This is a genomic window from Kordia sp. SMS9, from assembly GCF_003352465.1.
GTDB lineage: Bacteria > Bacteroidota > Bacteroidia > Flavobacteriales > Flavobacteriaceae > Kordia.
The window spans coordinates 3686670-3711473 of sequence record NZ_CP031153.1; the positions used below are offsets into that span (position 1 = coordinate 3686670).

The 24804-nt window shown below is 36.0% G+C and carries 21 protein-coding genes; 17 read left to right on the forward strand and 4 right to left on the reverse strand.

Features of this window, described 5'->3' with window-relative positions:
• Positions 1 to 53: 53 nt before the first annotated feature.
• From ligA to KORDIASMS9_RS15595, 5 genes are all read left to right on the forward strand, one after another.
• The gene (gene ligA, locus KORDIASMS9_RS15575) at positions 54 to 2051 is read left to right on the forward strand and encodes an NAD-dependent DNA ligase LigA (protein ID WP_114903726.1); all 1998 of its coding nucleotides are present in this window, start codon (positions 54 to 56) and stop codon (positions 2049 to 2051) included.
• Positions 2052 to 2753, forward strand: a complete 702-nt coding sequence (locus KORDIASMS9_RS15580) for a hypothetical protein (protein WP_114903727.1) — start codon at positions 2052 to 2054, stop codon at positions 2751 to 2753.
• On the forward strand, positions 2750 to 3439 hold the full coding sequence (locus KORDIASMS9_RS15585; RefSeq protein WP_114903728.1) for a hypothetical protein: 690 nt from the start codon (positions 2750 to 2752) through the stop codon (positions 3437 to 3439). Before KORDIASMS9_RS15580 ends, KORDIASMS9_RS15585 begins: the two co-directional genes overlap by 4 nt.
• An 84-nt stretch (positions 3440 to 3523) precedes the next feature.
• Positions 3524 to 4210: a hypothetical protein gene (locus KORDIASMS9_RS15590; RefSeq protein ID WP_162819994.1), complete on the forward strand. Its 687-nt coding sequence runs from the start codon at positions 3524 to 3526 to the stop codon at positions 4208 to 4210.
• Between the two features lie 42 nt (positions 4211 to 4252).
• Complete coding sequence (locus KORDIASMS9_RS15595) at positions 4253 to 4924, forward strand: hypothetical protein (protein ID WP_114903730.1); 672 nt, start codon at positions 4253 to 4255, stop codon at positions 4922 to 4924.
• Positions 4925 to 5170: 246 nt separating this feature from the next.
• Here KORDIASMS9_RS15595 and KORDIASMS9_RS15600 read toward each other — a convergent pair whose 3' ends face one another.
• Entirely contained in the window at positions 5171 to 6088 is a 918-nt protein-coding gene (locus KORDIASMS9_RS15600) for a bifunctional UDP-sugar hydrolase/5'-nucleotidase (protein WP_114903731.1), read from the reverse strand.
• Positions 6089 to 6099: 11 nt separating this feature from the next.
• Positions 6100 to 6849, reverse strand: coding sequence for a 5'-nucleotidase C-terminal domain-containing protein (locus tag KORDIASMS9_RS15605; RefSeq protein WP_114903732.1), 750 nt, complete (start codon positions 6847 to 6849; stop codon positions 6100 to 6102).
• A gap of 305 nt (positions 6850 to 7154) precedes the next feature.
• On the opposite strand from KORDIASMS9_RS15605, the gene KORDIASMS9_RS15610 reads away from it, so the two are divergent.
• The 3 genes from KORDIASMS9_RS15610 to KORDIASMS9_RS15620 are packed head-to-tail and all read left to right on the forward strand — an operon-like array spanning position 7155 to position 9475.
• Positions 7155 to 7664: a hypothetical protein gene (locus KORDIASMS9_RS15610; RefSeq protein WP_114903733.1), complete on the forward strand. Its 510-nt coding sequence runs from the start codon at positions 7155 to 7157 to the stop codon at positions 7662 to 7664.
• 2 nt (positions 7665 to 7666) lie between these two features.
• The gene (gene dapA / locus KORDIASMS9_RS15615; RefSeq protein WP_114903734.1) at positions 7667 to 8548 is read left to right on the forward strand and encodes a 4-hydroxy-tetrahydrodipicolinate synthase; all 882 of its coding nucleotides are present in this window, start codon (positions 7667 to 7669) and stop codon (positions 8546 to 8548) included.
• Between the two features lie 9 nt (positions 8549 to 8557).
• Positions 8558 to 9475, forward strand: coding sequence for an ion channel (locus KORDIASMS9_RS15620; protein WP_114903735.1), 918 nt, complete (start codon positions 8558 to 8560; stop codon positions 9473 to 9475).
• Positions 9476 to 9908: 433 nt separating this feature from the next.
• Here KORDIASMS9_RS15620 and KORDIASMS9_RS15625 read toward each other — a convergent pair whose 3' ends face one another.
• Positions 9909 to 10964 carry a hypothetical protein gene (locus tag KORDIASMS9_RS15625; protein ID WP_114903736.1) on the reverse strand — a complete coding sequence of 352 codons (1056 nt, stop codon included), beginning with the start codon at positions 10962 to 10964 and terminating at the stop codon, positions 9909 to 9911.
• Between the two features lie 23 nt (positions 10965 to 10987).
• Positions 10988 to 13210, reverse strand: coding sequence for an AAA family ATPase (locus KORDIASMS9_RS15630; RefSeq protein ID WP_114903737.1), 2223 nt, complete (start codon positions 13208 to 13210; stop codon positions 10988 to 10990).
• Between the two features lie 462 nt (positions 13211 to 13672).
• Between KORDIASMS9_RS15630 and KORDIASMS9_RS15635 the strand changes: the two genes are divergently transcribed.
• From KORDIASMS9_RS15635 to KORDIASMS9_RS15675, 9 genes are all read left to right on the forward strand, one after another.
• The gene (locus tag KORDIASMS9_RS15635) at positions 13673 to 14467 is read left to right on the forward strand and encodes an outer membrane protein assembly factor BamD (protein ID WP_114905261.1); all 795 of its coding nucleotides are present in this window, start codon (positions 13673 to 13675) and stop codon (positions 14465 to 14467) included.
• A 5-nt stretch (positions 14468 to 14472) separates the two neighbouring features.
• Positions 14473 to 14799 (forward strand): DNA-directed RNA polymerase subunit omega, encoded by a 327-nt coding sequence (locus tag KORDIASMS9_RS15640; RefSeq protein ID WP_114903738.1) that lies wholly within the window; start codon positions 14473 to 14475, stop codon positions 14797 to 14799.
• A gap of 3 nt (positions 14800 to 14802) precedes the next feature.
• Positions 14803 to 16014: a bifunctional phosphopantothenoylcysteine decarboxylase/phosphopantothenate--cysteine ligase CoaBC gene (gene coaBC / locus KORDIASMS9_RS15645; protein ID WP_114903739.1), complete on the forward strand. Its 1212-nt coding sequence runs from the start codon at positions 14803 to 14805 to the stop codon at positions 16012 to 16014.
• Positions 16007 to 16897, forward strand: coding sequence for a DUF4835 family protein (locus KORDIASMS9_RS15650; protein ID WP_114903740.1), 891 nt, complete (start codon positions 16007 to 16009; stop codon positions 16895 to 16897). The genes coaBC and KORDIASMS9_RS15650 overlap by 8 nt, the downstream gene beginning before the upstream one ends.
• A gap of 70 nt (positions 16898 to 16967) precedes the next feature.
• A complete protein-coding gene (recN, locus tag KORDIASMS9_RS15655) occupies positions 16968 to 18620 on the forward strand; it encodes a DNA repair protein RecN (protein ID WP_114903741.1) in 1653 nt (550 codons plus the stop codon).
• Between the two features lies 1 nt (position 18621).
• Positions 18622 to 19137, forward strand: coding sequence for a hypothetical protein (locus tag KORDIASMS9_RS15660; RefSeq protein ID WP_114903742.1), 516 nt, complete (start codon positions 18622 to 18624; stop codon positions 19135 to 19137).
• 6 nt (positions 19138 to 19143) lie between these two features.
• Positions 19144 to 19959 (forward strand): enoyl-ACP reductase, encoded by an 816-nt coding sequence (locus tag KORDIASMS9_RS15665; RefSeq protein ID WP_114903743.1) that lies wholly within the window; start codon positions 19144 to 19146, stop codon positions 19957 to 19959.
• A gap of 257 nt (positions 19960 to 20216) precedes the next feature.
• Positions 20217 to 21953, forward strand: coding sequence for an FG-GAP-like repeat-containing protein (locus KORDIASMS9_RS15670; RefSeq protein WP_114903744.1), 1737 nt, complete (start codon positions 20217 to 20219; stop codon positions 21951 to 21953).
• A gap of 143 nt (positions 21954 to 22096) precedes the next feature.
• Entirely contained in the window at positions 22097 to 24697 is a 2601-nt protein-coding gene (locus KORDIASMS9_RS15675; protein ID WP_162819995.1) for a T9SS type A sorting domain-containing protein, read from the forward strand.
• The last annotated feature ends 107 nt before the right edge of the window (positions 24698 to 24804 follow it).

A 24804-nucleotide genomic window follows, 5' to 3' on the forward strand; every position in this document is an offset into this window, starting at 1 on the left:
CCATAGTATAGTTTGCTATATTTGTTATAAGACTTCTATAACAAGTATATTGCATGAGTACTATTCAAGAAAAGTTAACCGCTTTGCGCGATGAATTACGCGAACATAATTACAATTATTACATCCTAGATAACGCTACGATTTCTGACTATGAGTTTGATATGAAACTCAAAGAATTGCAGGAATTGGAAGCAAAACATCCCGAGTTTTATGATCCAAATTCGCCAACGTTGCGTGTTGGTGGCGCGATTACCAAGAATTTTAATACGGTTGCACATGAATATCGTATGTATTCGTTGGACAATTCGTATTCGAAAGAAGATTTGTTGGATTGGGAAAAGCGCATTCATAAGATTCTCGGTGTGGAAACGGTGGAATATACCTGCGAGCTCAAGTATGATGGCGCTTCTATGAACCTCACGTACGAAGATGGAAAGTTGATCAAAGCGGTCACACGTGGCGATGGTTTTCAAGGAGATGAGGTGACCAATAATATCAAAACGATTAAAACGGTTCCGTTACGCTTAAAAGGTGATTTTCCTGCAAAGTTTGACATTCGCGGCGAGATTATTCTTCCGCTTGACGGATTTAATAAAATGAACGAAGAACGTGTTGCCAATGGTGAAGAACCGTACATGAACCCACGAAATACCGCTTCTGGAAGTTTAAAATTGCAAGACAGTAGCGAAGTCGCGAAACGTCCGTTAGAATGCTTGTTATACAGCTTAAAAGGCGAAAAACTACCAATAGCTACACAGTTTGAAAGTTTAAAGAAAGCCCGCCAATGGGGATTTAAAGTACCAACCGTGGCAAAAGTTGCTAAAAATGTGGATGAAATCCTGGATTTTGTAAATCATTGGGAAGTGCATCGGCACGAGTTGGCATACGAAATTGATGGCGTCGTGATTAAAGTCAACAATCTGCAATATCAAGATGAATTGGGCTATACGTCCAAAGCACCACGTTGGGCAATGGCGTATAAGTTTAAAGCTGAGCAAGCGGTGACGGTTTTGAATGAAATTACGTATCAAGTTGGACGTACAGGTGCTATTACGCCTGTTGCGAATTTAGAACCTGTATTGTTAGCAGGAACTACCGTAAAACGTGCTTCATTGCATAATGCCGATCAAATTGCAAAATTGGATATTCGCGAACGCGATACTGTTTTTGTAGAAAAAGGCGGCGAAATTATTCCGAAAATCGTAGGTGTTCATTTTGATGCGCGTCCGGTAGATTCTACCAAAACCGTATACGCGACACACTGTCCCGAATGCGATACACCTTTAGAACGAAAAGAAGGTGAAGCACAACATTATTGTCCAAACACAATGGGCTGTACGCCTCAAATTGTGGGACGAATTCAGCATTTTATTTCGCGCAAAGCGATGGATATTGACGGTTTAGGAGGCGAAACGGTGGCATTGTTAGTCAAAGAAGGATTGATTACCAATTATGCCGATTTATACGAATTGACCAAAGAACAGATCATTCCGCTAGAGCGCATGGCAGAAAAAAGTGCAGAGAATTTAGTGAATGGTATTGAAGCGTCGAAACAAATTCCTTTTGAGCGTGTGTTGTATGCGTTGGGAATTAGATATGTAGGAGAAACTGTGGCTAAAAAATTGGCAAAACACTACAAATCTATTGATGCGCTGATGAACGCTTCGTCGGAGGATTTAGTGTCAGTCGACGAAATAGGCGTGAAGATCGCCGAAAGTGTGGCGCAATTCTTTCAAGAAGAAGCTAATTTGCAAATTATTACACGTTTACAAGAAGTTGGCGTGCAATTAGAATTTTCAGCAGCACAGTTGGAAGGATTGACAGAAACCTTGTTAGGGAAGTCATTTGTTGTTTCGGGTGTGTTTGAAAAAGTATCGCGAAATGAATTGAAAAAACTCATAGAAAATAATGGAGGAAAAGTATCATCGTCCATTTCTTCTAAAACTTCGTATGTAGTTGCAGGCGACAAAATGGGACCGAGCAAACGTGCAAAAGCAGAAAAGTTAAACATTACTATTTTGACAGAAGATGAGTTTTTGAATATGATTTAAATGAATTTTACAAAACCCACACATATTGCTTTTTTGATTGCTTCGGTGATTACAATGGTGGTGGCTATGTTTTTTGAAAAATTTTATTTGATATATGCGCAGCCGTTTACAGTGTTTACAATTTTAGTCATCTATTTTGTAGAAAAAAAAGATCCTACAAGCGTGCTGTATATTTTATCGCAGCTTATTGGTTTGGTAGGTGGAATTTTGCTCATTTTAGGCATGCGTGATCATTTGAAAGCAGTTTCTATATTATTTTCGTTGTTTTATATTATCTACTTGCGATTGATGTATGTACGTAATGAAATGACAAAGCCCGAAGTGCGCACATATATGTATGTAATATTGTTTTCAATTCCTATACTATACATTTATTATATTTTGATAAAAACTGTCTCTTCAGAGTTAAAAGATGTGGTTATCTACTTTAGTTGTTTGATGTTTTTTATGTTGAGTTACATTATTACAGCAGTATATTACTATTTAAAAGATAAAAAACCGACCAATTTATGGATGCTGATAGCCGCTGTGAATCTTGGTTTTATGAACATTTTAATCGGTTTGAATGAATTGTACATGTATGAAACTATTTTCACTGTAATTGTAACATTTTGCAGTGTGTGTATTCAAGTTTTTGTATTGAAATTTATGTTGCATGACAAAAATGATGATGCCAATGTATTGAATCTGTCGGACGAATGAAATATACACAACCAATTTATATAGCATTTTTCACAATAGCATTCATTTCGTTATTGGTAGCGCTATTTTTTGAGAAACAAGATTTGTTGTATGTATATCCATTTACCTTTATTGCCATTGCGATTGCGTATGTAATGGAAAGAAAAAAACGGATAAGTATTACTTTTTTATCAGCACTTTTTTTTGGATTGTGCGGAGGTATTTTTTTGATTTTAGATTTTAAAGAAGCTATTCCTATGATTTCTATTTGTATTTCCATTTTTTACCTTTTGTATTTGCGACTCATGTATTTGAAGAATGAAAGAAAGAAAGCACATGGAAAAACATATGTAAGTCTGCTGTTCATTTTTATTCCGGTACTCTATATCTATGATCGTGTTTTTTGTTTGGTATATGAAGAAATACATAATGGATTTGTCTATTTTACAGTAATGGCAGTGTGTATGTTGGTTTATATTATGGCTGCGATTTATTATTATTTGCGTACTAAGAATCAATCGAATTTATGGATGCTGATTACCGCCGTAAATTTGGGAATTATGAATATTATTGTCATCATCAATGAATTGTATGTATACGAACGCATATTTACGGTGATGGCTATTTTTTGTAGTAATTTGATGTTATTCTTTTCCATAAAATTTATGTTGGAAGAAGATACCAATGTGCTTACAGAAGTAGTTTAGTAGTATAAAAATAGCATTAATTAGTAAGCATATAGAAGTATTAAAATTAATTAAACATGAGCATAACAGTAAAATCATTCGTAAATGTCTAAGCAAAAAATCCTTACATATTTGTACTTTACTCTTTTAGTGTTAGATGTATTCGGAATTGTGTATCCTGAAATCATTTATAGGAAGTATGTAACATTTTTGCCTTTTCCTATATTAATGCTCTTGTATTTTGTTTCTTTAAAAAAGATGAACTGGCTATATACAATAGCCTTATTCAGTACTTTTTTAGGAATTCTCTTTTTTAAACTTTCTATGCATTTTAAAATTGCTTTGATATTTTACGGAATTGGAGTTTGTATCTATGTGGTTTTAGCACTCAAAACCGCAATAGTGATTCCTACACAGACTATTTTTAAGGCAACAATTCCTTTTCTAATAGTATATCTAGTGCCACTATTTTTGTACTATGAAGCAGTAAATTTTGAAATCTTCAACTATATATTGTTTTATGTATTCTTCGTCGGATTATTTGTTTTCATTTCTGTGTTAATTTACATTCATCAACAAAACAGAACGAACTTGTGGTTATTTAGCTCAGGCATTATCTTCTTAATTTCTACTATTATTCATGGATATCATCTTTTTATAGAGCAACTTGACGTGTTACGTGTTGGAATCGTTATCACATTTCTCATCATGCATTATACAATGTATCGCTATGTAATTTTACAGCAAATAAATGCAATGTCTCAAAATCAACCTAAAGTACACTCAAAATAAGTGTAGGATTTCTATTCAGAAATAAGTTACTTTGCGAAGCTCATGAAAAAGATAGCCAAGCTTTTAGTCATATTACTCATTTGCATTGCTAGTGTAGATCTTCTGTGGTTTTTCTTCCCAGATTACATCTCACGAAAGTATGCCATTGTACTGACGATTCCAGCAATTACCATTTGTTATTTTTTATATGTTGAGGTGAAAAACATCATGTATTTATTGGCGCTAACAGCGTTTATGGTAGCAGACTATTATTTCTTTATAGAAAAAAATCTTGGTATTGGAATTATAAGTAGTGGTGTTGCATTATCCATCTATGGTGTGCTTGTTTTAAAACAGTCGCATTATATTTCTACGAGAAAATTGCTCATTAGTACCGTTCCTTTTTTGACATTATACATGTTGCCATTTGTCTTTTTTGTAGATAGAATTAAGGATGAAATTTTTGGCGAGGTCATATTTTACACCTTTGCAATTGCATATTTTGCCTTCATGTCTACCATGGCATTCATTAGCAAAAGAACAAAAGTCACCAAAACATTACTGTTGGCAGGCTTATCAACGGCATTCATGGGTGTTTTATTTGGAGCGTTTTTATTTGTGGAAAGAAAACCAATGTATTCCATGTTTGCCAATCTGCTTTTTGTGTATTCACACTACAAAATGTGGCAATATATCATTATTAAAGATGCTTCTGAAACTGTTGAGGAAGTGTGAAGGTAGTTGGGAGTATTGAGTATTGAGAAGTTTCAAAGCGCAGTTTAAAAGTTTATAGGTTTAGTAGTTTAAGTTTCAAACAAAAAGACGAATTAACGAATAACGAAAATCAAATTATAAATGTTGAATGCTAAATTTTAAATGTAAAAAGTAATTCAACAGAAAACAGACAACACACAACAGGTGCAAAGCGACCAGAACCCAAAAGCGAAGCGACCTAACACCTAAAACCCAATTCCCAAAAAACTACACCACAATCGACTTCCCATTGGCAATTACATTTTTCTCGTCGTCAAAATAAAAATCTACGCGTCCCACATAAATGCCATAAGCACCAACTTGATTGACTAATACAGATTCTCCTTTGCTGTTTTTTTCTATCGTAGGTTTTGGTAAAAATGTATGTGTATGTCCTCCAATAATCAAGTCGATATCTTTGGTAGCCCGCGCCAATTTCAAATCAGACGGACGTTCTGGGTTTCGTTTGTAATGATAGCCAATGTGTGATAAACAAATGACCAAATCACATTTTTCTTCTTCTTTTAAGATGCGACTCATATCTTGCGCCTTCTCAATAGGATCATTGTACACAGTTTCTTTATACATGCGCTTGTCTACCAAACCTTCTAACTTTACACCAAGCCCAAAAATTCCAATCTTAATGCCATCTTTCTTAAAAATTTTATAGGGTTTTACATGCGTATCTAAAACAGTGTTTTTAAAGTCATAATTGGCAGAAACAAAATCAAAGTTCGCATTCGGTAATTGCGCGTACAATCCGTCAATACCATTGTCATAATCGTGATTTCCAATCGTTGCCAAATCGTACTTCATCATGCTCATCAGCTTAAATTCCAATTCGCCGCCATAATAATTAAAATACGGCGTTCCTTGAAAAATATCACCTGCATCTAGCAATAATGTATTTGGGTTTTCCTTTCGGATATTAGCAATCAAACTCGCTCTACGTGCGGCACCACCTTGATTTGGATTTCGTGGATGATTCGCGCCAAACGGATCAATATGACTGTGTACGTCGTTCGTATGTAAAATGGTAATATGTTTCTTTGCGGAACTCGCTGTAAAACTTTGTAAAGACAAACCTCCTAATGTCACAAAAGCACTAGAAGCCAACGAATTTTGTATAAAATCTCTTCTCTTCATTCTAATTAAGGTTATTGTTGTACAAATCTGCCATCCAAGCGCGCAGGAATGGTGTCAACACTTTTAAAATAATCAATCATGGCGTTTCTAATTTTATAATCTAACACCTCTAACGATTCGGGGTTTTTCAAGAAATTCATCCGATCACCACCATTTTGCAAATAATCAGAAGTTACCACCGTGTATGTTTTGCCATCTTCAATCGGTTTTCCGTCAATCAATGCTTCTGTAACCTTGGCGTCTTTATCGAGTTTGATGGTCAAGCCAGAAATGGGATGCGCGCGTTTTGCTTCTGCTAAATACGCTACCATATTGTGCACATTCTCCGAAGTCAATTCTGCCACAACAATTGAATTTTCAAAAGGCATTACATTAAAAGCGGTTCGTGTTTTTATCGGTCCTTGAGGAATTGGCGCGCGAATTCCACCGTGATTCAACAAGCAAACATCAATGCTTCTTCCAGTTCGTTTCTTGTACACAGGCTCACTTTGTGATTTTACCAAATCTGCCATGACATTTCCAATGGTTGTTTCTAACGCACCGTCATTCTTATGCATATCTTTGGGTGCATAACTCAGTACTTTGTTCATATCTTCTTCGATACGCTCACGAAAAGGCTTTATAAAATCTTCAATTTCCTGATTCGCAGTTAACGAATCGTTGATATTGATACGTTTTCCTTCAATTTTGGAAACACGTTGTTTTTCTTGGGAACAAGAAACTGCTATCAAAATGGCAAGCAGCACAATAATTTTTCTCATAAACAGTAAAATATGCGGCAAATTATAAAAAATACAAGATACTGTCATTGCCAAACACACTAAATAATTGTAAAAACACACACTTTTTTTGTGATTACTTGCCAAAAATCAACGCTCATTGTTAAAAAACGACGCTTACAAACTTATTTTTTTCTTCTCAAAAACTCCTTGTAACTTCGTGAATATCTAACGTTCACGAGGAAGAACTAGATTCATAAATTTTTAAAACGAAAGAGATGCATATTCATACATGCGTCTCTTTTTTATGGAAAAAGAGTATTTTTGTCCAATATCAATTTCATTTCATGTTTTTAAAAGGATTACAGCAGAAGTCTGCGAAGAAAGCACTTACGCAAAAGCTACACAAAACCACAACAAAAGAAGTGGAGGCTACACCGATTCAAACCATAGGATTGATTATAAATGCTGATATAACAGATAATGTTACGTACATTGTGCAAAGTTTGCAATTCAATGTTGCGGTAGACGTGTTGTATTATCATAAAAACGCACAAAAAAACCGCGAAGTAAACCATCCTGTTTTTTATGACAAAGATTTTGGTTGGAAAGGAAAAGCAAAAACGGAAGAATTAGCGCAATTTTTAAGCAAACCTTTCGACTTACTCATCAGTTATTACAGTGATAATATAGTAGCATTACAATTAGCATCTGGCTTGCAAGCGGCAACGTTTAAAGTTGGTATTACAGGCTGCGATCAAAAAATACATGACGTCATCATTCAAACAAAAGAAGAAGACATTGCCACATTTGCAAAAGAATTACATAGATATTTACAGATACTTAATAAATTATAATAATGAAGAAATTCATCGGAACTGGCGTTGCGTTGGTAACTCCTTTTAAAGAAGACACTTCGGTAGATACAGTTGCATTGACAAACATTGTAGAACATGTCATTGAAGGCGGCATAGAATATTTAGTGGTTATGGGGACCACTGCGGAAAATGCGGTGTTGACAAACGACGAAAAACAAGTGGTGATTGATACGGTGGTAAAAGCTAACAACAAACGTTTGCCGATCGTTTTAGGTATTGGCGGAAACAATACGGCAGCGGTTGTACATGAATTAAAAACGAGAGATGTAAGTGATATTGATGCGATTCTTTCGGTATCACCCTATTATAATAAACCTACACAAGAAGGCATTTACCAGCATTTTAAAGCAGTAGCAGAAGCCACTACAAAACCAATCATAGTGTATAATGTGCCAGGAAGAACGGCAAGCAATATTTTGCCAGAAACGATTGTAAAGTTGGCAACTGATTTTAAAAATATCATTGCTGTGAAAGAAGCCGCTGGTGATATTGTACAAGCGATGCGATTGATAAAAGATACACCCGAAAATTTCTTGGTCATTTCGGGAGATGATATGATTACCTTGCCCATGGTACAAGCTGGTGGTGCAGGCGTTATTTCTGTGATTGGTCAAGGATATCCTAAAGAATTTTCGGAAATGGTGCGCTTAGGATTGGCAGGAAACGGACAAGAAGCCAATGCGTTGCATTACAAACTGATGCCCGCCATTGATTTCATTTTTGAAGAAGGAAATCCTGCGGGAATCAAATCGGTTTTTGAAATCTTGAAACTTTCTACAGCAACGGTACGTTTGCCTTTGGTAGAAGCATCTACAGCACTCAAAGAAAAGTTACGTACATTTACGGAAGCATTGAATTCGTAAAAAATTTGAATGGCAAAAAAAGTAAAAGATCCTGGATTAGGAGAACAATCAATCACATCTGCAAGACGAATTGTTAACAAAGACGGTTCGTTCAATATAAAACACTTAAATGGTAAGACGGGAATCTCTGCGCTATATGCGTATTTGGTAGATATTAGTTGGGCGCGTTTTTTCTTGTTGGTTTTCTTGGTGTATTTTGTCATCAACATGGCGTTTGCTATGGTATATGTGACAATTGGTGTGGAATATATTTCGGTAGCACCCAAAAACTTTTTTGCGGATTTTGTAAATGCCTTTTTCTTTTCTTCACAAACCATTACTACGTTGGGATATGGAGCCATGGCACCCACAAGCATTTTGGCGGGAATTGTGTCTAGTTTTCAAGCGGTTGCTGGATTGTTGAGCTTTTCATTCGTAACAGGATTGTTGTACGGACGTTTTTCAAAACCCAAAGCGTCTATCCAATTTAGTGAAAATATCATCTATCGTGATTTTAAAGAAGGAAAAGCCTTGATGTTTCGCTTGATGAATAGTAAAAAAGATGTCATGATCAATCCGCGCGTTAAAGTCACGTTAGCAATCACCGAAGATGATGAAAAACAAGGATATCGCCGTAATTTTTATCAGTTAGCCCTAGAAAGAGATCACATTACGTATTTGCCAACTACGTGGACTTTGGTACATGAAATAGACAAAGACTCGCCTTTATATAAATTTTCTTCAAGCGAATTAAAAAAGCTAAATGGCGAATTCCTAATCATGGTTTCTTATTACGACGAAGCGTTCAATGAAGAAGTATATAAACTCCATTCTTATACTTTTGAAGAATTATTGATGAATGTTGCCTTTGAAAAATCATTTTATTTTGATGAGGAAGGGTATACGGTGTTAGATCATCACAGAATAAGTCGTACGGAGAAGATGTAGACTTGACCGCTATCGCTATTAGATATTAGACCGCTATCGCTGTTAGATTGTTAGACTCTTTCATACAATGTTCGCATTTTCTTTGAAACTTCATTTTCAAATTGAAGAATTTTCAAATTGACACATTGGGTTAGACTCGCTTTACTTTTAGATTTTTAGACCGCTATCGCTGTTAGATTTTAGACTCTTTCATGCAATGTTCACGTTTTCTTTGAAACTTCATTTTCAAATTGAAGAATTTTCAAATTGACACATTGGGTTGGACTCGCTTTGCTTTTAGATTTTTAGACCGCTATCGCTATTAGATATTAGATCGCTGTTAGATTGTTAGACTCTTTCATACAATGTTCGCGTTTTCTTTGAAACTTCATTTTCAAATCATCAAATCATCAAATCATCAAATCACCAAATCATCAAATCAACAATAAAAAACTTACTCCAACAAACTCTCAATAGTCAATCCTAATCGTTGCAACTGTGGGAAATTTTTAAAATCTTCTAGCAGCATTTTTTTAAAACTTAGAAAATCGGAGGTTTTTTTCATTTTTGATTGAAATCGTTTTTTTTGAAACTTAAATTTTTCTATTTCTTCAGAAGTATCTTCGCCCGCGTTTTTCTTTCGTGAAAAGGCTTCAATACTATCTAAAAGTCCCATGAAAATAGATTTTAAGTCCAAACCAGCTTCCATACGATCTGCCACTAATTTTGTTCTGTTTAAGCCATACAACGCAATTGAGATTTCCCCTTTTTTGCTAGGCTGTGCATTTTCTTGAATTTTAGCTCTTACAATACCTACATCTTTTTCTTCTTTTACAGGAAATACAAAATGATCGTCGGGATCATCGGCACACGGATCAACAATTAATAAGATCGCTTTTTCAGTTTCTAAATTTTGGTTGTGCGAACGTATGCGTTTGGTTTCTTCGGCAATGGGAAAACGATTTTTCTTCCCAAGTGGTTTTAGTCCTTCCACATTTGGTTGGTCTAAATTACTTTTTCGATTGCAAAGAATACACGACCACAATAAATTGTGCCAATCGGCGGCAAGCCAATAATAGCCAGGTTCAATCAGTTTTTCGTCAATTCCATCTTTAAAAGGATTGAATGCTTTTTTTGGTCTAAAATGTTCAATGTCTGCAGTACTATTTCCTAAAAAAACACTGTCACAATATGCACATTTATCATTGAAGAGTGTACGGATATGTTCTCTTAATTCTTTGTTCTTATACACCGTAAAGCTAGGTACTTTTTTGTCTTTATTTTTAAAATTCTCAGGATCTGCATAATAGTTGATCGCTTCTAAAGTTTCTTCTTCGGCTTTGGTAAATTTTTCGTTTTCATCTTTCAATCGCGCCACAAAATCTGGAAAATGGACTGCATTTTCATCAATCAATTTCAAAAGGTTGGCGCGCAATTCTGGAGCGAGTGATTCGCTCTTTTCTGCATATATTTTGATATTTGGAATCTTAGGACGATTAATTTTTATCATGGCAAATAGTTCTCATTAACACGTTACGATTTCCAAAGTTCTTGCACAGCTGATAAGGTGTCATCTGAAAGCTTCTCTAGATTGCTTGGTTTTTCATTCTTCTTATAAAACTCATACTTTTCCTTTACGATTTTATATTCCTGCGTATTCAATAAAGTTTCGCCCAATAACAAATCGGGTTTTAATTGTGCTTCCAAATCGCTCATTTCGTCGTCTTCCTCTGGCGTTCTTGAATTCATAGCTCTTAGTTCAAAATAGCGATTAAATTCAGCTTCTAATTCTGGATCCATCGTAGAACTTAAACCAAATACGGACGTTAAAATTTGACCAATACGCAATTCGCGCGGATTCGGAAGTTCGGTGATGACTTCTACATGTTTGTCAGCATCACGTCGCATCAAAATAACTTCTCCTTGATCCAAGCCACGTAAACATAAAGGTTGGTGTGTAGAAGCGATGAATTGCATGTTTTTAAATGCATTGCGAATGCTACTTACAATGCGCATTTTCCATTGCGGATGTAAATGTGCGCCAATTTCATCAATAATAACAATTCCTCTAGCTTCGTCTGGGTTTTCCCAAAAATTCATGACCAATTGTAAAATATCGGTTGTCAATGCCATGACAGATTGGTAGCCATCACTTAAATCTTTGAAGGTTTCTAAATGATTATTGACGTATATTTTGACTTCGGTTTCGGTTCTTTTAATTTCTTTATCGTCTGGAATGCGCAACAAATCTTTGATAATAATCGCAGCTCTTCGGAACAATTTTTCATCTAAGTTTAACAACCATTGTTCCGCATTTCCAAGTGGAACAAACGGATTGAAAAGATTGTCAACTTTATTAAGTTTATTGATAATATTTGTTGCTTCATGTTTGGAACCTCTTGGGAGCAAGCGTGTAGCTCCATATCCTAATAAGAAAGTAGGAGAGGACCAAACGTCACTCTGAATGTTTTTATCTGACAACGGCAACGAAATGGAAACACTTTCTTCAAGCATATTGGTAAAGGTCACCGAATCTTTTTTCAGTTCTAAGATTCTAGGGTTTTTACTTCCAGTCATCCACACTTTAATGGTCGCTTTTGATTCATGGTGTTTTATAAAACTCGTCGGATCAATCAAATCCATTCGAATCATATTCTGAAAATAATCAATATCGCATAAATTCATGCACAAGGACTTTAGCACCGTACTTTTCCCCGTACCATTTTCACCTAACAACATCAGCCATAATACAAAAGAACCTTCATCATTGACCAAATTAAATTCTTGATTCTCATAGGTTTTTACATTTGTCAATTCAATTTTAGCGACAAAATGCTCTTTCAACATGTACATGGAACTCTTTTCAGTTTCTTGATACATGTTGCTACTTTCTACTTTTTGAGTAAAGTCTTCATATTCTTTGGTGACAGCACGTTTTTCCTCGTCACTGTAGGTTTTGGTATGCTTAAAACGTTTGTTGTCAATACGATCAGCTCCAAATTCTTTTAAAAATGCCAACACATATTGCCTTTTAATTCCCGCATATTCTTCAGAGCTAGCCGTCATTTTTTGCAAAGTTTCAATTTCTGATTTCAAGAGTTGTTCATCTTTTACATCAGCATTCATCATGCTATTAATTCTTGAAATACTAGCTTTTACAGCTCGCACTTCATTTTCACGCGCATACACCAGTGGTTTTCTATTCAAATTTAACAATAGGATAGACGCTTTTCCTCTTTCTGTTTTAGAAACAATAGTTCCATCATCCGTATACATAAAATGATCTTCAGGATAGTCAATACAAGGATTTAATACTAAAGGCTCTTCTTTGGTAAGATCATCTTCTGAGGTAAACACTCTTTGTGTTTCATCTTTAATTGGGAAGTGATTCTTCTTTTTTACATTGCAATTTCGACAAGAAATTAACAAATTATCCCAATCATTAACCAACCACCAATATCCTGTATGATCGGAAGATTCTGCAACGCCACCTTTAGGTCGATAATGTTCCAAGTCTCCTGCAAATGTGGTCATTATAGAACTTTCGCAATATGCACATTTTCCATGGAAAAGTTCTTGCAAGGTCTTTCTGATAGATCTGTCTAGATAATTTTTGAAGCGAAATCTTCGTTGTCCTCTTGAATGTTCAGCATATTCAAAAAAAGCTTTGGCTTCTTCTAGCTCTCTTATTACTCTTTTATTATTAGGAAGAAGTGCCTCTGGAATTTGTACTGAAGTACGATCTATGTGAATCATTACACTAGGAGTAAATGGTTAATAAGCTTTTAAGAATCTCTTAAAACTACAAATTTTTCTGACGAAAACAAAGACCTGTGGGAGATTTGAATTTGGTTTTATTTGTTGATTGTCAATATGTTTACCTGTTAATTTGATAATTTGATAATTTGATGATTTGATGATTTGAAAATGTGTGGATTTGAAAATGAGTTAACGAGAACCTTGTAAGCAATATACCAAAATACCAATTACACAACATCGAGTCTAACAAGTCTAAAAGGCAAAGTTGCTCTCAAAACAAAGCGGTCTAACAGCACCAAAGGTCTAACCCTGAAGCAATCCGTGCGCATAGCCAACTCACAAAAAAGTTAAAACTATGATAAAGAATACGAAAAACAGATTTGTACTGTTATTTTAGCGGTCTTAAAAATGTTTTCATAATACATAATAAATACCTATTTTTGCCAGATGTTTAAAAAGATGCCAAAATTTCTATACCTAATTTTAGCGGTTGCAACACTTGCTTCTTGTAGCGAATACCAAAAAGCACTAAAGTCGGAAGATACGAAAGTAAAATACGAACTTGCAGAACGTTTGTACAATGAAAAAAAGTTCAAAAAATCGAGTAGACTTTTTGAGCAAATTGTACCAAAATATAGAGGGAAGCCACAAGGGGAACGCGTTACATTTTTGTACGGACGTTCGCTGTTTGAAACAGAACAATACATTATATCGGGATATCAATTTGAGCGTTTTGTACGTTCATATCCTAAAAGTGATAGCTTGCAAGTAGCTTCTTTTTATGAAGCAAAAAGTTATTATATGCAATCGCCTCGTTACAGCATTGATCAACGCGAAACAATCACAGCCATCAACAAATTACAAGGATTTATCAATAACTATCCAGATTCTGAATTGTTAGATCAAGCCAATGTAATGGTAGACGAATTGACTACTAAAATTGAAAAGAAAGCCTACGAAATTGCAAAACAATACAATACGATTTCCGATTTCAAAGCTTCTATCAAAGCAACAGAAAACTTTTTGTCCGACTATCCAGGAACAAAATTTAGAGAAGATGCAATGTATTTAAGACTAGATGCAATGTATAATTTGGCAGTACGAAGCTTTCAATCACTGATGGAAGAACGTTTCAATGATGCCGCATCAGCTTATAAAACGTTGGTAAAGTTTTATCCAGAATCAAAATACAGAGAAGAAGCTGACAAATTGATGGCTTCTATCACAGAAGAATTATCAAAAATTTCAAAATAACAAATATGGTTGATATTAAAAACTTAGACGCTCCAGTAAGCACCAAAACGATTGAGAGAAATCAGTTTGATTCACCAACAGATAACATTTATGAAGCAATTTCTGTTGTGGCTAAAAGAGCCATTCAAATCAACTCTGAAATCAAAAAAGAACTCATCGAGAAATTAGACGAATTTGCGACACACAACGATAGTTTAGAAGAAATCTTTGAAAACAAAGAGCAAATTGAAGTATCTAAATTCTACGAAAAACTTCCAAAACCACATGCTATTGCAGTACAAGAGTGGTTGGAAGAAAAAATTTATTACCGCAACACAAAAGAAGAAGCTTAATATATGTCTATTTTAAGTGGCAAAAAAGTATTACTCGGCATTACTGCTGGCATTGCCGCTTACAAAACAGCTTCTTTAGTACGGTTATTCATAAAAGCAGGCGCCGAAGTCCAAGTGATCATGACGCCTGCTGCCAAAGACTTTATTACACCACTTACCTTATCTACCTTATCAAAAAATCCAGTGCATTCTTCTTTTACCAATGAAGAAGATGAAAATGACATGTGGACCAATCATGTAGAGTTAGGGTTGTGGGCAGATTTTATGCTGATTGCACCCGCAACAGCCAATACGATGTCGAAAATGGCATCGGGAACTAGTGATAATTTATTACTTGCTACCTATCTTTCAGCAAAATGTCCTGTATATTTTGCACCTGCGATGGATTTGGACATGTACAAACATCCATCGACAAAAAACTCCTTTGAAACACTTACGAAATTTGGAAACACGATGATTCCTGCAACAAGCGGCGAATTGGCAAGTGGTTTGGTAGGCGAAGGACGCATGGCAGAACCCGAAGACATTGTTTCATTTATTGAAAAAGATATTTTAAATCAGCTTCCGCTGAAAGGAAAAAAAGTGATGATCACCGCAGGACCAACTTATGAAGCCATTGATCCTGTGCGTTTTATTGGGAATCATTCCTCTGGGAAAATGGGCTTCGAATTGGCAAAAGCAGCAGCAAATTTAGGCGCTGAGGTCACGTTAATTGCTGGACCAAACCATTTGAGTATTTCACATGCGAGCGTACATGTAGTAGATGTTGTTAACACAGAAGCTATGTACAAAGCAGCACATGCGGCGTTTCCAACGGCAGATATTGCCATACTGTCTGCAGCAGTTGCCGATTATACTCCAAAAGATGTAGCGACTCAGAAAATAAAAAAGAAAGATTCATCGTTACATATAGAGTTGGTGAAAACCAAAGACATCCTAAAATCGTTAGGAGCCATCAAAAAAGAGCAGTTTTTAGTCGGTTTTGCTTTAGAGACGAACAATGAATTGGAAAATGCCAAAGGAAAACTGATACGTAAAAATTTAGACATGATTGTGCTCAATTCTCTAAACGATGCAGGAGCAGGTTTTGGAAAACCAACCAACAAAGTCACGATTATTGACAAAAAAATGAATACCTTAGCCTTTGGGTTAAAATCGAAAGCCGAAGTAGCCATTGACATATTTAATGAAATTTTAAAGCGAATCCATGCGTAACCTAGTTTTAAGCATCTTACTTTTTAGTGTAGTATCTGTAACCACTGCACAAGAACTCAACTGTCAAATTACGGTTGATGTACAACAAATCAATCAAACGAACCAACAAATTTTCAAAACGTTGGAACGTTCATTGAATGATTTTGTGAACAAAACGCAATGGACTAATAAAAAATTTAAGGCAAGTGAACGCATCAACTGTAATATGTTGATTACGGTATCACAATACAACTCGGACGAATTTGTAGCTACGCTTCAAGTACAATCGTCACGACCAATATACAACTCGTCGTTTGAATCGCCTGTATTCAACTTTAACGATCGTCAATTCCGATTCATCTATCAAGAATTTCAACCAATCGTATACAATCCGAATGCATTTACAACCAACTTGGTATCTGTAATTGCGTATTATGTATACATTGTTTTGGGAGTTGATGCAGATACCTACTCGCTTCGTGGCGGTTCTGACTATTATGCCATTGCACAGCAAATTGTAAACTTATCACAAACGAGTGCATTTTTAGGATGGAAAGAAGCAGATGGAAACCGTACACGTTGGAGATTGTTAGACAATATGCTCAACAACACACATAAAGAATACAGAACCGTAATGTACAACTACCACAGAGTAGGTTTGGACGTCATGGCAGACGATCCGCGTGCAGGAAAATCGGCGATTAGCAGTACGTTGGAAATCTTTAAAGCATTGAGCAATCGAAGACCAAATTCCTTCTTATTACAAACCTTTTTTGATGCCAAAGCCGAAGAAATTCAACAAATATTTTCAGGGGGTCCCAAAGTAAATGTTATTCGCTTGGTAGAAACCTTAAACAAGGTAGCTCCGTTTCATGCCACAAAATGGGGAAAAATTAAATTCTAATTTTTGCGAAAACTTATCGCAATACACTATTTTTGTGAGTAGAAACTAACGTACTAAAAACGCAACTGCATTGCTCACACAACTTTCTATAAAAAACTTTGCGCTGATTGATTCTTTACAAGTGGAATTTGATAAAGGATTGACGATCATTACTGGAGAAACAGGTGCTGGAAAATCTATCCTTTTAGGTGGATTGGCGCTCATACTCGGAAAACGCGCAGATTTATCGTCTTTGAAAAACAAAGAACGTAAATGTGTGATTGAGGCTGAATTTGCCATTAAAAAGTACAAACTCAAACATTTTTTTACAGAGAATGATCTCGATTACGATCAGGATACCATTGTGCGTCGTGAAATATTGCCTTCTGGGAAATCGAGAGCCTTTGTCAATGATGTTCCAGTTCGTTTGGGCGTTTTGCAAGCCTTGGGCGATCAGTTGATTGACATTCATTCGCAGCATCAAACCTTGCAACTGACGGATAATCAATTTCAATTTCAAGTCATAGATATTTTGGCAAATGTTTCTGAAGAAGTCCATTCGTATCAAGAATTACTGAAAACCTATCAATTCACACAAAAAGAACTCAAAAAAATACGCGAAGAACGATCGGCTTTAGAAAAAGAACACGATTACAATATGTTTTTGTTGAAAGAATTGGAAGAAGCAAGATTGGAAGGGTTGATTCTTGCCGATTTGGAAGCACAATACGAACGTTTGAACAATGCGGAAGACATTAAAACGAATCTAAGCGCGTCAGAACAATTGCTTTCTGATGAACAAGTAGGTGTGTTAAATTTATTGTCAGAATTGCAAGTAGCTTCTGGAAAACTTGCAGATATTGCACCTGAATTTGCGCAATTGGCAGAACGCGTACAAAGTTCATACATTGAGTTGGATGACATTTATAACGAAATCATCAACTTGCAAAGTGAAGCTTCTTTTGATCCGGATTTGTTAGAAGAAATCTCTGGAAAGCTGCAAAAAATATTCGATCTACAAAAAAAGCACAATGTACTTTCAGTAGAAGAATTAATATCGATTCAAACAGAACTTTCCGAAAAAGCATCAGTTTCAGAAAACATTGACGAGCACATTCAAACCAAAGAAAAAGCATTAGCAGCTATAAGCAAACAATTGCAACAAATTGCCAAAACTATTCACGATCAACGTTCCAAAGGAATTCCATCGTTAGTAGCACAATTGGAAAAGATGTTGGCAACTTTGGGCATGCCAAATGCACGTTTTAACATCAACGTGCAATTGAGCAATCAGTTTTATGCGAACGGAATGGACGATTTGCAGTTTTTATTTGCGGCAAACAAAGGCGGAAACTTTAATGAATTGAAAAAAGCGGCTTCTGGTGGAGAATTATCGCGTGTCATGTTGTGTATCAAAGCAATTCTATCCACTTACATGCAACTACCAACCATTATGTTTGACGAAATTGACACAGGAGTTTCGGGAGAAGTTGCGAATAAAATGGCGAACATTATGCAAAAAATGAGCAAAAGCATGCAAGTATTTGCCATTACACATTTGCCACAAATTGCTGCCAAAGGAAAGCAACATTTTAAAGTGTACAAACAAGACATTAATGAAGTCACCACCACACAATTAAAGGAATTACAGGCAGAAGAACGCATCCAAGAAATTGCGCAGATGTTGAGTGGTGCTAAAATTTCAGATTCTGCCATGGCTAACGCAAAAGAATTATTAAATTAAGATGGATTTCAGAGACGAAGAAGACATGCTTTTTGATGTGGATAACCTCATAGAAGAAGGCGCAGTAAAAGAAGCGAAAGCATTGCTATATAAAGTGTTGGAGAATTATCCAGATTACAGCAAAGCACATAATCATTTGGGATGGATTTATCATTACAAAATGCTAGATTATGAGAAAGCAGAAATGCATTACAAACTGGCAGTTAAATTTGCAGGAAACTATCATTCGCCATATCATAATTATGCATATCTCTTAATTGATAAGGGGTACAACGAAGAAATGTTGACATTCGGTGAAAAAGCATTGCAAATTAAAACGGTAGATGAATCCATAATTTTTAGTCTCATTGCAAAAGCTCATGAATTGAATGGAGATTTTTTCAAAGCATATTCATATTATAAAAAAGCAAAGCAAAAGGCGTTGAGAAATGACTTCATTAAAGATATAGATGCATCATTACAAAGACTTCATAATAAAATGAGTATATTTCAAAAACTAAAACTAATTTTTAAATAAACCAAAATGGGTTACAACTTATTAAAAGGAAAAAAAGGAATCATATTTGGTGCTTTAGACGAAAATTCTATTGCGTGGAAAACTGCCGAACGTGTGCATGAAGAAGGAGGAACGTTTGTATTGACAAACGCGCCTATTGCGATGCGTATGGGAAAAATAAAGGACTTAGCAGAGAAAACAGGTTCAGAAATCATTCCTGCTGATGCTACGAATGAAGAAGACATTCAAAACCTCGTAGAAAAATCTATGGAAATCTTAGGTGGGAAAATTGACTTCGTATTGCATTCTATCGGAATGTCTGTCAATGTTCGTAAAGGAAGACACTACACAGATTTAAAATACGATTGGCTGACCAAAGGTTGGGATGTGTCTGCGGTTTCTTTTCACAAAGTAATGCAAACTTTATACAAAGCTGACGCGATGAGCGAGTGGGGAAGTATTGTAGCGTTGACGTATATGGCGGCGCAACGTACATTTCCAGATTACAACGATATGGCAGATAACAAAGCCTATTTAGAATCTATTGCACGTAGTTTTGGGTATTTCTTTGGAAAAGATAAAAAAGTACGTGTCAACACCATTTCACAATCGCCAACGCCAACAACGGCAGGACAAGGTGTAAAAGGTTTTGACGGATTCATCTCGTATGCAGAAAAAATGTCGCCACTTGGAAATGCTACGGCATTAGATTGCGCCAACTACACTGTGACACTATTCTCTGATTTAACGAAGCGTGTTACCATGCAAAACTTATACAACGATGGTGGATTCTCTAACACAGGAGTCAGTCAAGAAGTGATTGAAAGATTCACAGAAGAATAAAAAAGAAATACATAATTATATACAAAGATGCCTCTGAGTTATGAACTTAGAGGTATTTTTTTGTAAAAAGGTTTAACATGGTATTACTATAAAATAATCTCAGAATTCTATAAAATTTAGAAAGTATCTAGCCTTATCAATTATTTCATCGTACAAAAACTGCAACTACAGCGATTATATTGTTAAATATTTGTGAAATTTAAGTTCTTTTAATAGTTTAGGAGCCTCGAACTCAATAATTTATTTACCGACTGCCTATGAAAAGACAATTACACCTATTCTTTTCGTACCTATTATTTATATATTGCTTTCAACAGCTAAATGCACAAGCCTATTTTGAAAACCATGCTACAGTAGCAGGAGTGGACGATCATAGTGGCACTATTTTTCTTGGTGCAGGAATTTCTTTTTGCGACTTCAATAATGATGGTTGGGATGATATTACCATTGCCACGCAAAGCGGCGATCCTTTAAAAATTTACAAAAACAATGGAAATGGTACGTATTCGTTAGAAACTTCTTTGGTGCCTAATAACAATTCGCAACAAAAACAAGTCATTTGGGTTGACTTTGACAACGATGGTGACAAAGACTTATATCTGTCAAGTAATGCCGATGGAAGTCGTTTGTATAGAAATAATGGAAACGCTCTTTCTGATATTACAAGTGCATCTGGTTTGCCGCTGGCGGTACAAGATAATTTTGGCTCCTCTTGGGGCGACTATAATAATGATGGCTTTTTAGATGTATTTCTATGCAATCGGGAAATAAACAACGGCCCACAACCAAACTATCTTTACAAAAACAATGGCGACGGAACATTTACCAATGTCAGCGCTGCTGCGGGAATAGACAGCGGAAGTCATTTATCATTTTGTTCTGCATTTTTCGATTACAATAATGATGGATGGCAAGATATTTATATGGCAAATGACAAAACAAACACCACAAACATTCTGTACAAAAATAATGGTGACGGTACATTTACGGATGTAAGTGAAGTATCAGGAACAAATCTTGCTATTGATGCTATGTCAGTAACTATAGCTGATGTTGATGGCGATACTTTTTTTGATATATACGTAACAAATGGAGTTCCGGGAAACTATTTTTTACGGAATAATGGTGACGGAACCTTCTCAAATATTGCATCAGGCTCAGGAACCATGTTTCAAAGTGTGGCTTGGGGAGCTGTATTTTTAGATGCTGAAAACGACGGTGATTTAGACTTATATGTAAGTGGATCTTTAGATGGAGCTGTTCCTAGTTTACTATCAGCAGCATATTACTCCAACAATAATGACGGAACCTTTAGCATCTTAGGAACTTCAGGATTTCAAAATGATACCAGTGAAAGCTATGCAAATGCTATTGGTGATACAGATAATGATGGTTTTCCAGAAATCATTGTAAACAATAACGGTGGCGATGATATCTTTTTATGGAAAAATCAAACCACATCTACCAATAACTGGTTAAAAGTAAATTTAGAAGGAGTCATAAGCAATCGTCAAGGTATTGGAGCAACGATTGAACTCAGAAGTCAAGCAGAATCGCAATACAGATACACGGTCTGTGGCGAAGGATACATTGCACAAAACTCAGGAACAGAATTCTTTGGAATAGGTGCAAATACTACAATTGATTATGTAAAAGTTACCTGGTTAGGTGGCGCACAAGATATACTCTATAATGTTACGCCAAATCAAACGTTAAACATCTTAGAAGGAAGTAGTCCTTTAAACACCGAAGAATTTCAAGAAAAAAATAAAATACAAGTATATCCTAATCCAACCACGGGAAAAATTTGGGTACAAACTACTTCAAACAAATCGTTTCAATACATACTTTTTGACAGTAGAGGCGTACACGTAAAAAGAGGAAAAATAGACGCACAAAATTCAATTGATATGGCAACATTATCTTCAGGGTATTATACCCTTAAAATTTTCAACGAAAAAGAGGTATATAACAAAAAAATAATGTTAAAATAATACTAACAAAAACTGTAAGAAAATGCTTTTTTTGAGTTTTTCACCGATAAAACCAACTCTTTTGTCGATAAAAACATGATGCATCCAAAAAAAATGTGGTTCTTTCAGTTGATATTCAACTAACTAACAAAAATCAAACTTTTATGAAAAAAATTACACTTAAACTTTTTATGATTATGTGTTTTTTGGGAACCTATATTGGTGTCTCTCAAACATTGAATCAAGCCGCAAGTTGGCCTAACGCAGGTTGGACACTTTCAGGTACATACACCGCAGGTGGATTGTTATCTGATCCGACAGGAGCAGGTACCTCATTTACATGGGATGATGATGCTGCAGGAAATGGCTCTGCGGACGACATTATTGCTACATCACCAGTAATCGATCTTACTGCTGCAAATGGAGCTGGAGAAACGTGGATCACTATCAACAGTGAATTCACATACAGAGCCCTTGGAGGCGATGTATTGATTATTGAAACGTATGATGCAGACGCAATGACATGGTCTACATTATATACGTTTGCAGGTAATGCTACAGTAAATGATTTTCAAACATGTGCTAACACACAAGCATACACTACACCAGTACTTGATATTTCTGGATTTACTCCTACACAATTATCTGGATTTCAATATCGTATTTCGTATGACGACCAAGGTGGTTGGCAATGGGGATGGTGTGTAACCTCACCTACAATTACATCGGCAGCACCGCCATCATGTATTGATCCTTCTATGTTAACTGCAACAAACATCACAGATACTACAGCTGATTTAGGATGGACTGAAGGAGGAACTGCTACAGCATGGGATGTAGAAATTTTAACTAGTGGTACCATGCCAACAGGAACACCAACGGCTTCTGGCGTAATGAATCCTTACGGAGCTACAGGACTTACAGCTGATACAGCATACGATTTTTATGTAAGAGCTGATTGTGGTGTAGCTGGAACATCTGCTTGGGTAGGACCATTCACATTCTCAACAGCGTGTACATCAATTCCAGCACCATATACAGAAGATTTTGAAACATTTACACCAGCAGTAGATGCTGCATTTGCAGCAGAAAACTGTTGGACAGGAAGTAACACAGGAGGATCTTACTTTTGGGAATCTGCAGCTGGTACAGATGCAGGGTCAGGAGGAACAGGCCCATCACCAACGATTACTACTGGAAATTACTTTTATACAGAAGCATCAGGAGCAAGTAACGGAGACGTAGCTGAATTAGTTTCTCCATTGGTAGATTTATCAGGATTAACTGCACCTGCATTGACGTTTAACTATCACATGTTTGGTGTACAAATAGGTACTTTAGATGTAATTGTTAATGGAACAACAAATGTTTGGACATTATCAGGTCAGCAACAAGGAACTGATATTACAGCATGGGAATTAGCTGTAGTTGATTTAGCTGCGTATGCAGGACAATCTATTACTATTACATTCAGAGGAACTGCAGTAGGTACTTTTGAAGGAGATATTGCTATTGATAATGTATCATTTACGGAATTACCAGCATGTTCAGTGCCGAATGCGCTAACTGCTACTATGATTACAGATACATCAGCTGATTTAGGATGGACAGAAAACGGAACAGCTACAGTTTGGGATGTTGAAATCGTGGATATTACTGGTGGCGGAATGGCTACAGGAACACCAACGGCTTCAGGAGTTACAAATCCTTACTCAGCAATGGGGCTTACACAAAACAATGATTATGCTTTTTATGTAAGATCTGATTGTGGTGGAGGAACATTCTCTGGTTGGGCTGGACCTTTTAACTTTTCAACACTTGAAACTTGCCCTACACCATCAGCGTTAACAGCAACCAATATTATGGAAACTACGGCTGATTTAGGCTGGACAGAAAACGGAACTGCAACCACTTGGAATATAGAGATCGTAGACCTAACTGCTGGAGGAATGGCAACAGGAACGCCAACTGCTTCTGGAGTAATGACGAATCCATACAACGCAACAGGTTTAGTAGGCGATAATAGCTATGAATTTTATGTGCAAGCTGATTGTGGAGTCGATGGAACATCTGCATGGGCAGGACCATTTGCATTTGCTACACCTTATGTAGCAGTACCACCATCTTGTTCTAATGGAATCTTCTTAGATTCAGGAGGACAATCAGGTGATTATGGTATTAACGAAAATATTACCTATACAATTTGTCCAGATATGGCTGGTGATGGTGTAAATGTTGAATTTACGTTCTTCTCTGCTGAAAACAATGGTGCTACTGCATGTTGGGATGGTATGACCATCTATGATGGACCAGATAATATGTCACCAACAATTGATTCACCAAATGGGTCACTTTGGTGCTGGGATAGAAATGATACACCAGCGGTAGGATCAGGTGACTTGCAAGGAATGACAATTACGTCCACAGATGCATCAGGATGTTTAACATTTGTATTTACATCTGACGGATCAGTAACACGTCCAGGATGGACCGCTAATGTAACATGTACTCCTTTATCAATAGAATCTGCAGAAGTAAGAGGTTTTATTCACTATGTAGATACGGTAGAAAATACGTTTGTGGTAAATGCACAAAGTACTATCAGTGCTATTGAAGTATACAACTTAGTTGGACAAATCATTACAACTTCTAAGCCTAATGCTCCAGCAGGACAAGCAAACTTAGGTTCCGTTAAAAATGGCGTATACTTTGCAAGAGTAACCTTAGAAAATGGAAGAACTTCAGTAGTAAAATTTGTGAAGTAATCTTACAAAAAATAAACATCATTAAAAGCTGTTCATTCTTGAGCAGCTTTTTTTGTTTATCTATATGATATACAAATAAATAATTCATATATTTAGCATTACAACTA

Bases quoted from the DNA above. Each gene is read 5' to 3' on its own strand.
- KORDIASMS9_RS15665 (WP_114903743.1), top strand. From the start codon at position 19,144: ATGGGTTACAACTTATTAAAAGGAAAAAAAGGAATCATATTTGGTGCT.
- KORDIASMS9_RS15600 (WP_114903731.1), bottom strand. From the start codon at position 6,088: ATGAAGAGAAGAGATTTTATACAAAATTCGTTGGCTTCTAGTGCTTTT.
- KORDIASMS9_RS15640 (WP_114903738.1), top strand. From the start codon at position 14,473: ATGGTTGATATTAAAAACTTAGACGCTCCAGTAAGCACCAAAACGATT.
- KORDIASMS9_RS15620 (WP_114903735.1), top strand. From the start codon at position 8,558: ATGGCAAAAAAAGTAAAAGATCCTGGATTAGGAGAACAATCAATCACA.
- KORDIASMS9_RS15605 (WP_114903732.1), bottom strand. From the start codon at position 6,849: ATGAGAAAAATTATTGTGCTGCTTGCCATTTTGATAGCAGTTTCTTGT.
- KORDIASMS9_RS15625 (WP_114903736.1), bottom strand. From the start codon at position 10,964: ATGATAAAAATTAATCGTCCTAAGATTCCAAATATCAAAATATATGCA.
- KORDIASMS9_RS15590 (WP_162819994.1), top strand. From the start codon at position 3,524: ATGTCTAAGCAAAAAATCCTTACATATTTGTACTTTACTCTTTTAGTG.
- KORDIASMS9_RS15585 (WP_114903728.1), top strand. From the start codon at position 2,750: ATGAAATATACACAACCAATTTATATAGCATTTTTCACAATAGCATTC.
- KORDIASMS9_RS15635 (WP_114905261.1), top strand. From the start codon at position 13,673: ATGCCAAAATTTCTATACCTAATTTTAGCGGTTGCAACACTTGCTTCT.
- KORDIASMS9_RS15595 (WP_114903730.1), top strand. From the start codon at position 4,253: ATGAAAAAGATAGCCAAGCTTTTAGTCATATTACTCATTTGCATTGCT.
- KORDIASMS9_RS15580 (WP_114903727.1), top strand. From the start codon at position 2,052: ATGAATTTTACAAAACCCACACATATTGCTTTTTTGATTGCTTCGGTG.
- KORDIASMS9_RS15650 (WP_114903740.1), top strand. From the start codon at position 16,007: ATGCGTAACCTAGTTTTAAGCATCTTACTTTTTAGTGTAGTATCTGTA.
- ligA (WP_114903726.1), top strand. From the start codon at position 54: ATGAGTACTATTCAAGAAAAGTTAACCGCTTTGCGCGATGAATTACGC.
- coaBC (WP_114903739.1), top strand. From the start codon at position 14,803: ATGTCTATTTTAAGTGGCAAAAAAGTATTACTCGGCATTACTGCTGGC.
- KORDIASMS9_RS15675 (WP_162819995.1), top strand. From the start codon at position 22,097: ATGAAAAAAATTACACTTAAACTTTTTATGATTATGTGTTTTTTGGGA.
- dapA (WP_114903734.1), top strand. From the start codon at position 7,667: ATGAAGAAATTCATCGGAACTGGCGTTGCGTTGGTAACTCCTTTTAAA.
- KORDIASMS9_RS15630 (WP_114903737.1), bottom strand. From the start codon at position 13,210: ATGATTCACATAGATCGTACTTCAGTACAAATTCCAGAGGCACTTCTT.
- KORDIASMS9_RS15670 (WP_114903744.1), top strand. From the start codon at position 20,217: ATGAAAAGACAATTACACCTATTCTTTTCGTACCTATTATTTATATAT.
- KORDIASMS9_RS15660 (WP_114903742.1), top strand. From the start codon at position 18,622: ATGGATTTCAGAGACGAAGAAGACATGCTTTTTGATGTGGATAACCTC.
- KORDIASMS9_RS15610 (WP_114903733.1), top strand. From the start codon at position 7,155: ATGTTTTTAAAAGGATTACAGCAGAAGTCTGCGAAGAAAGCACTTACG.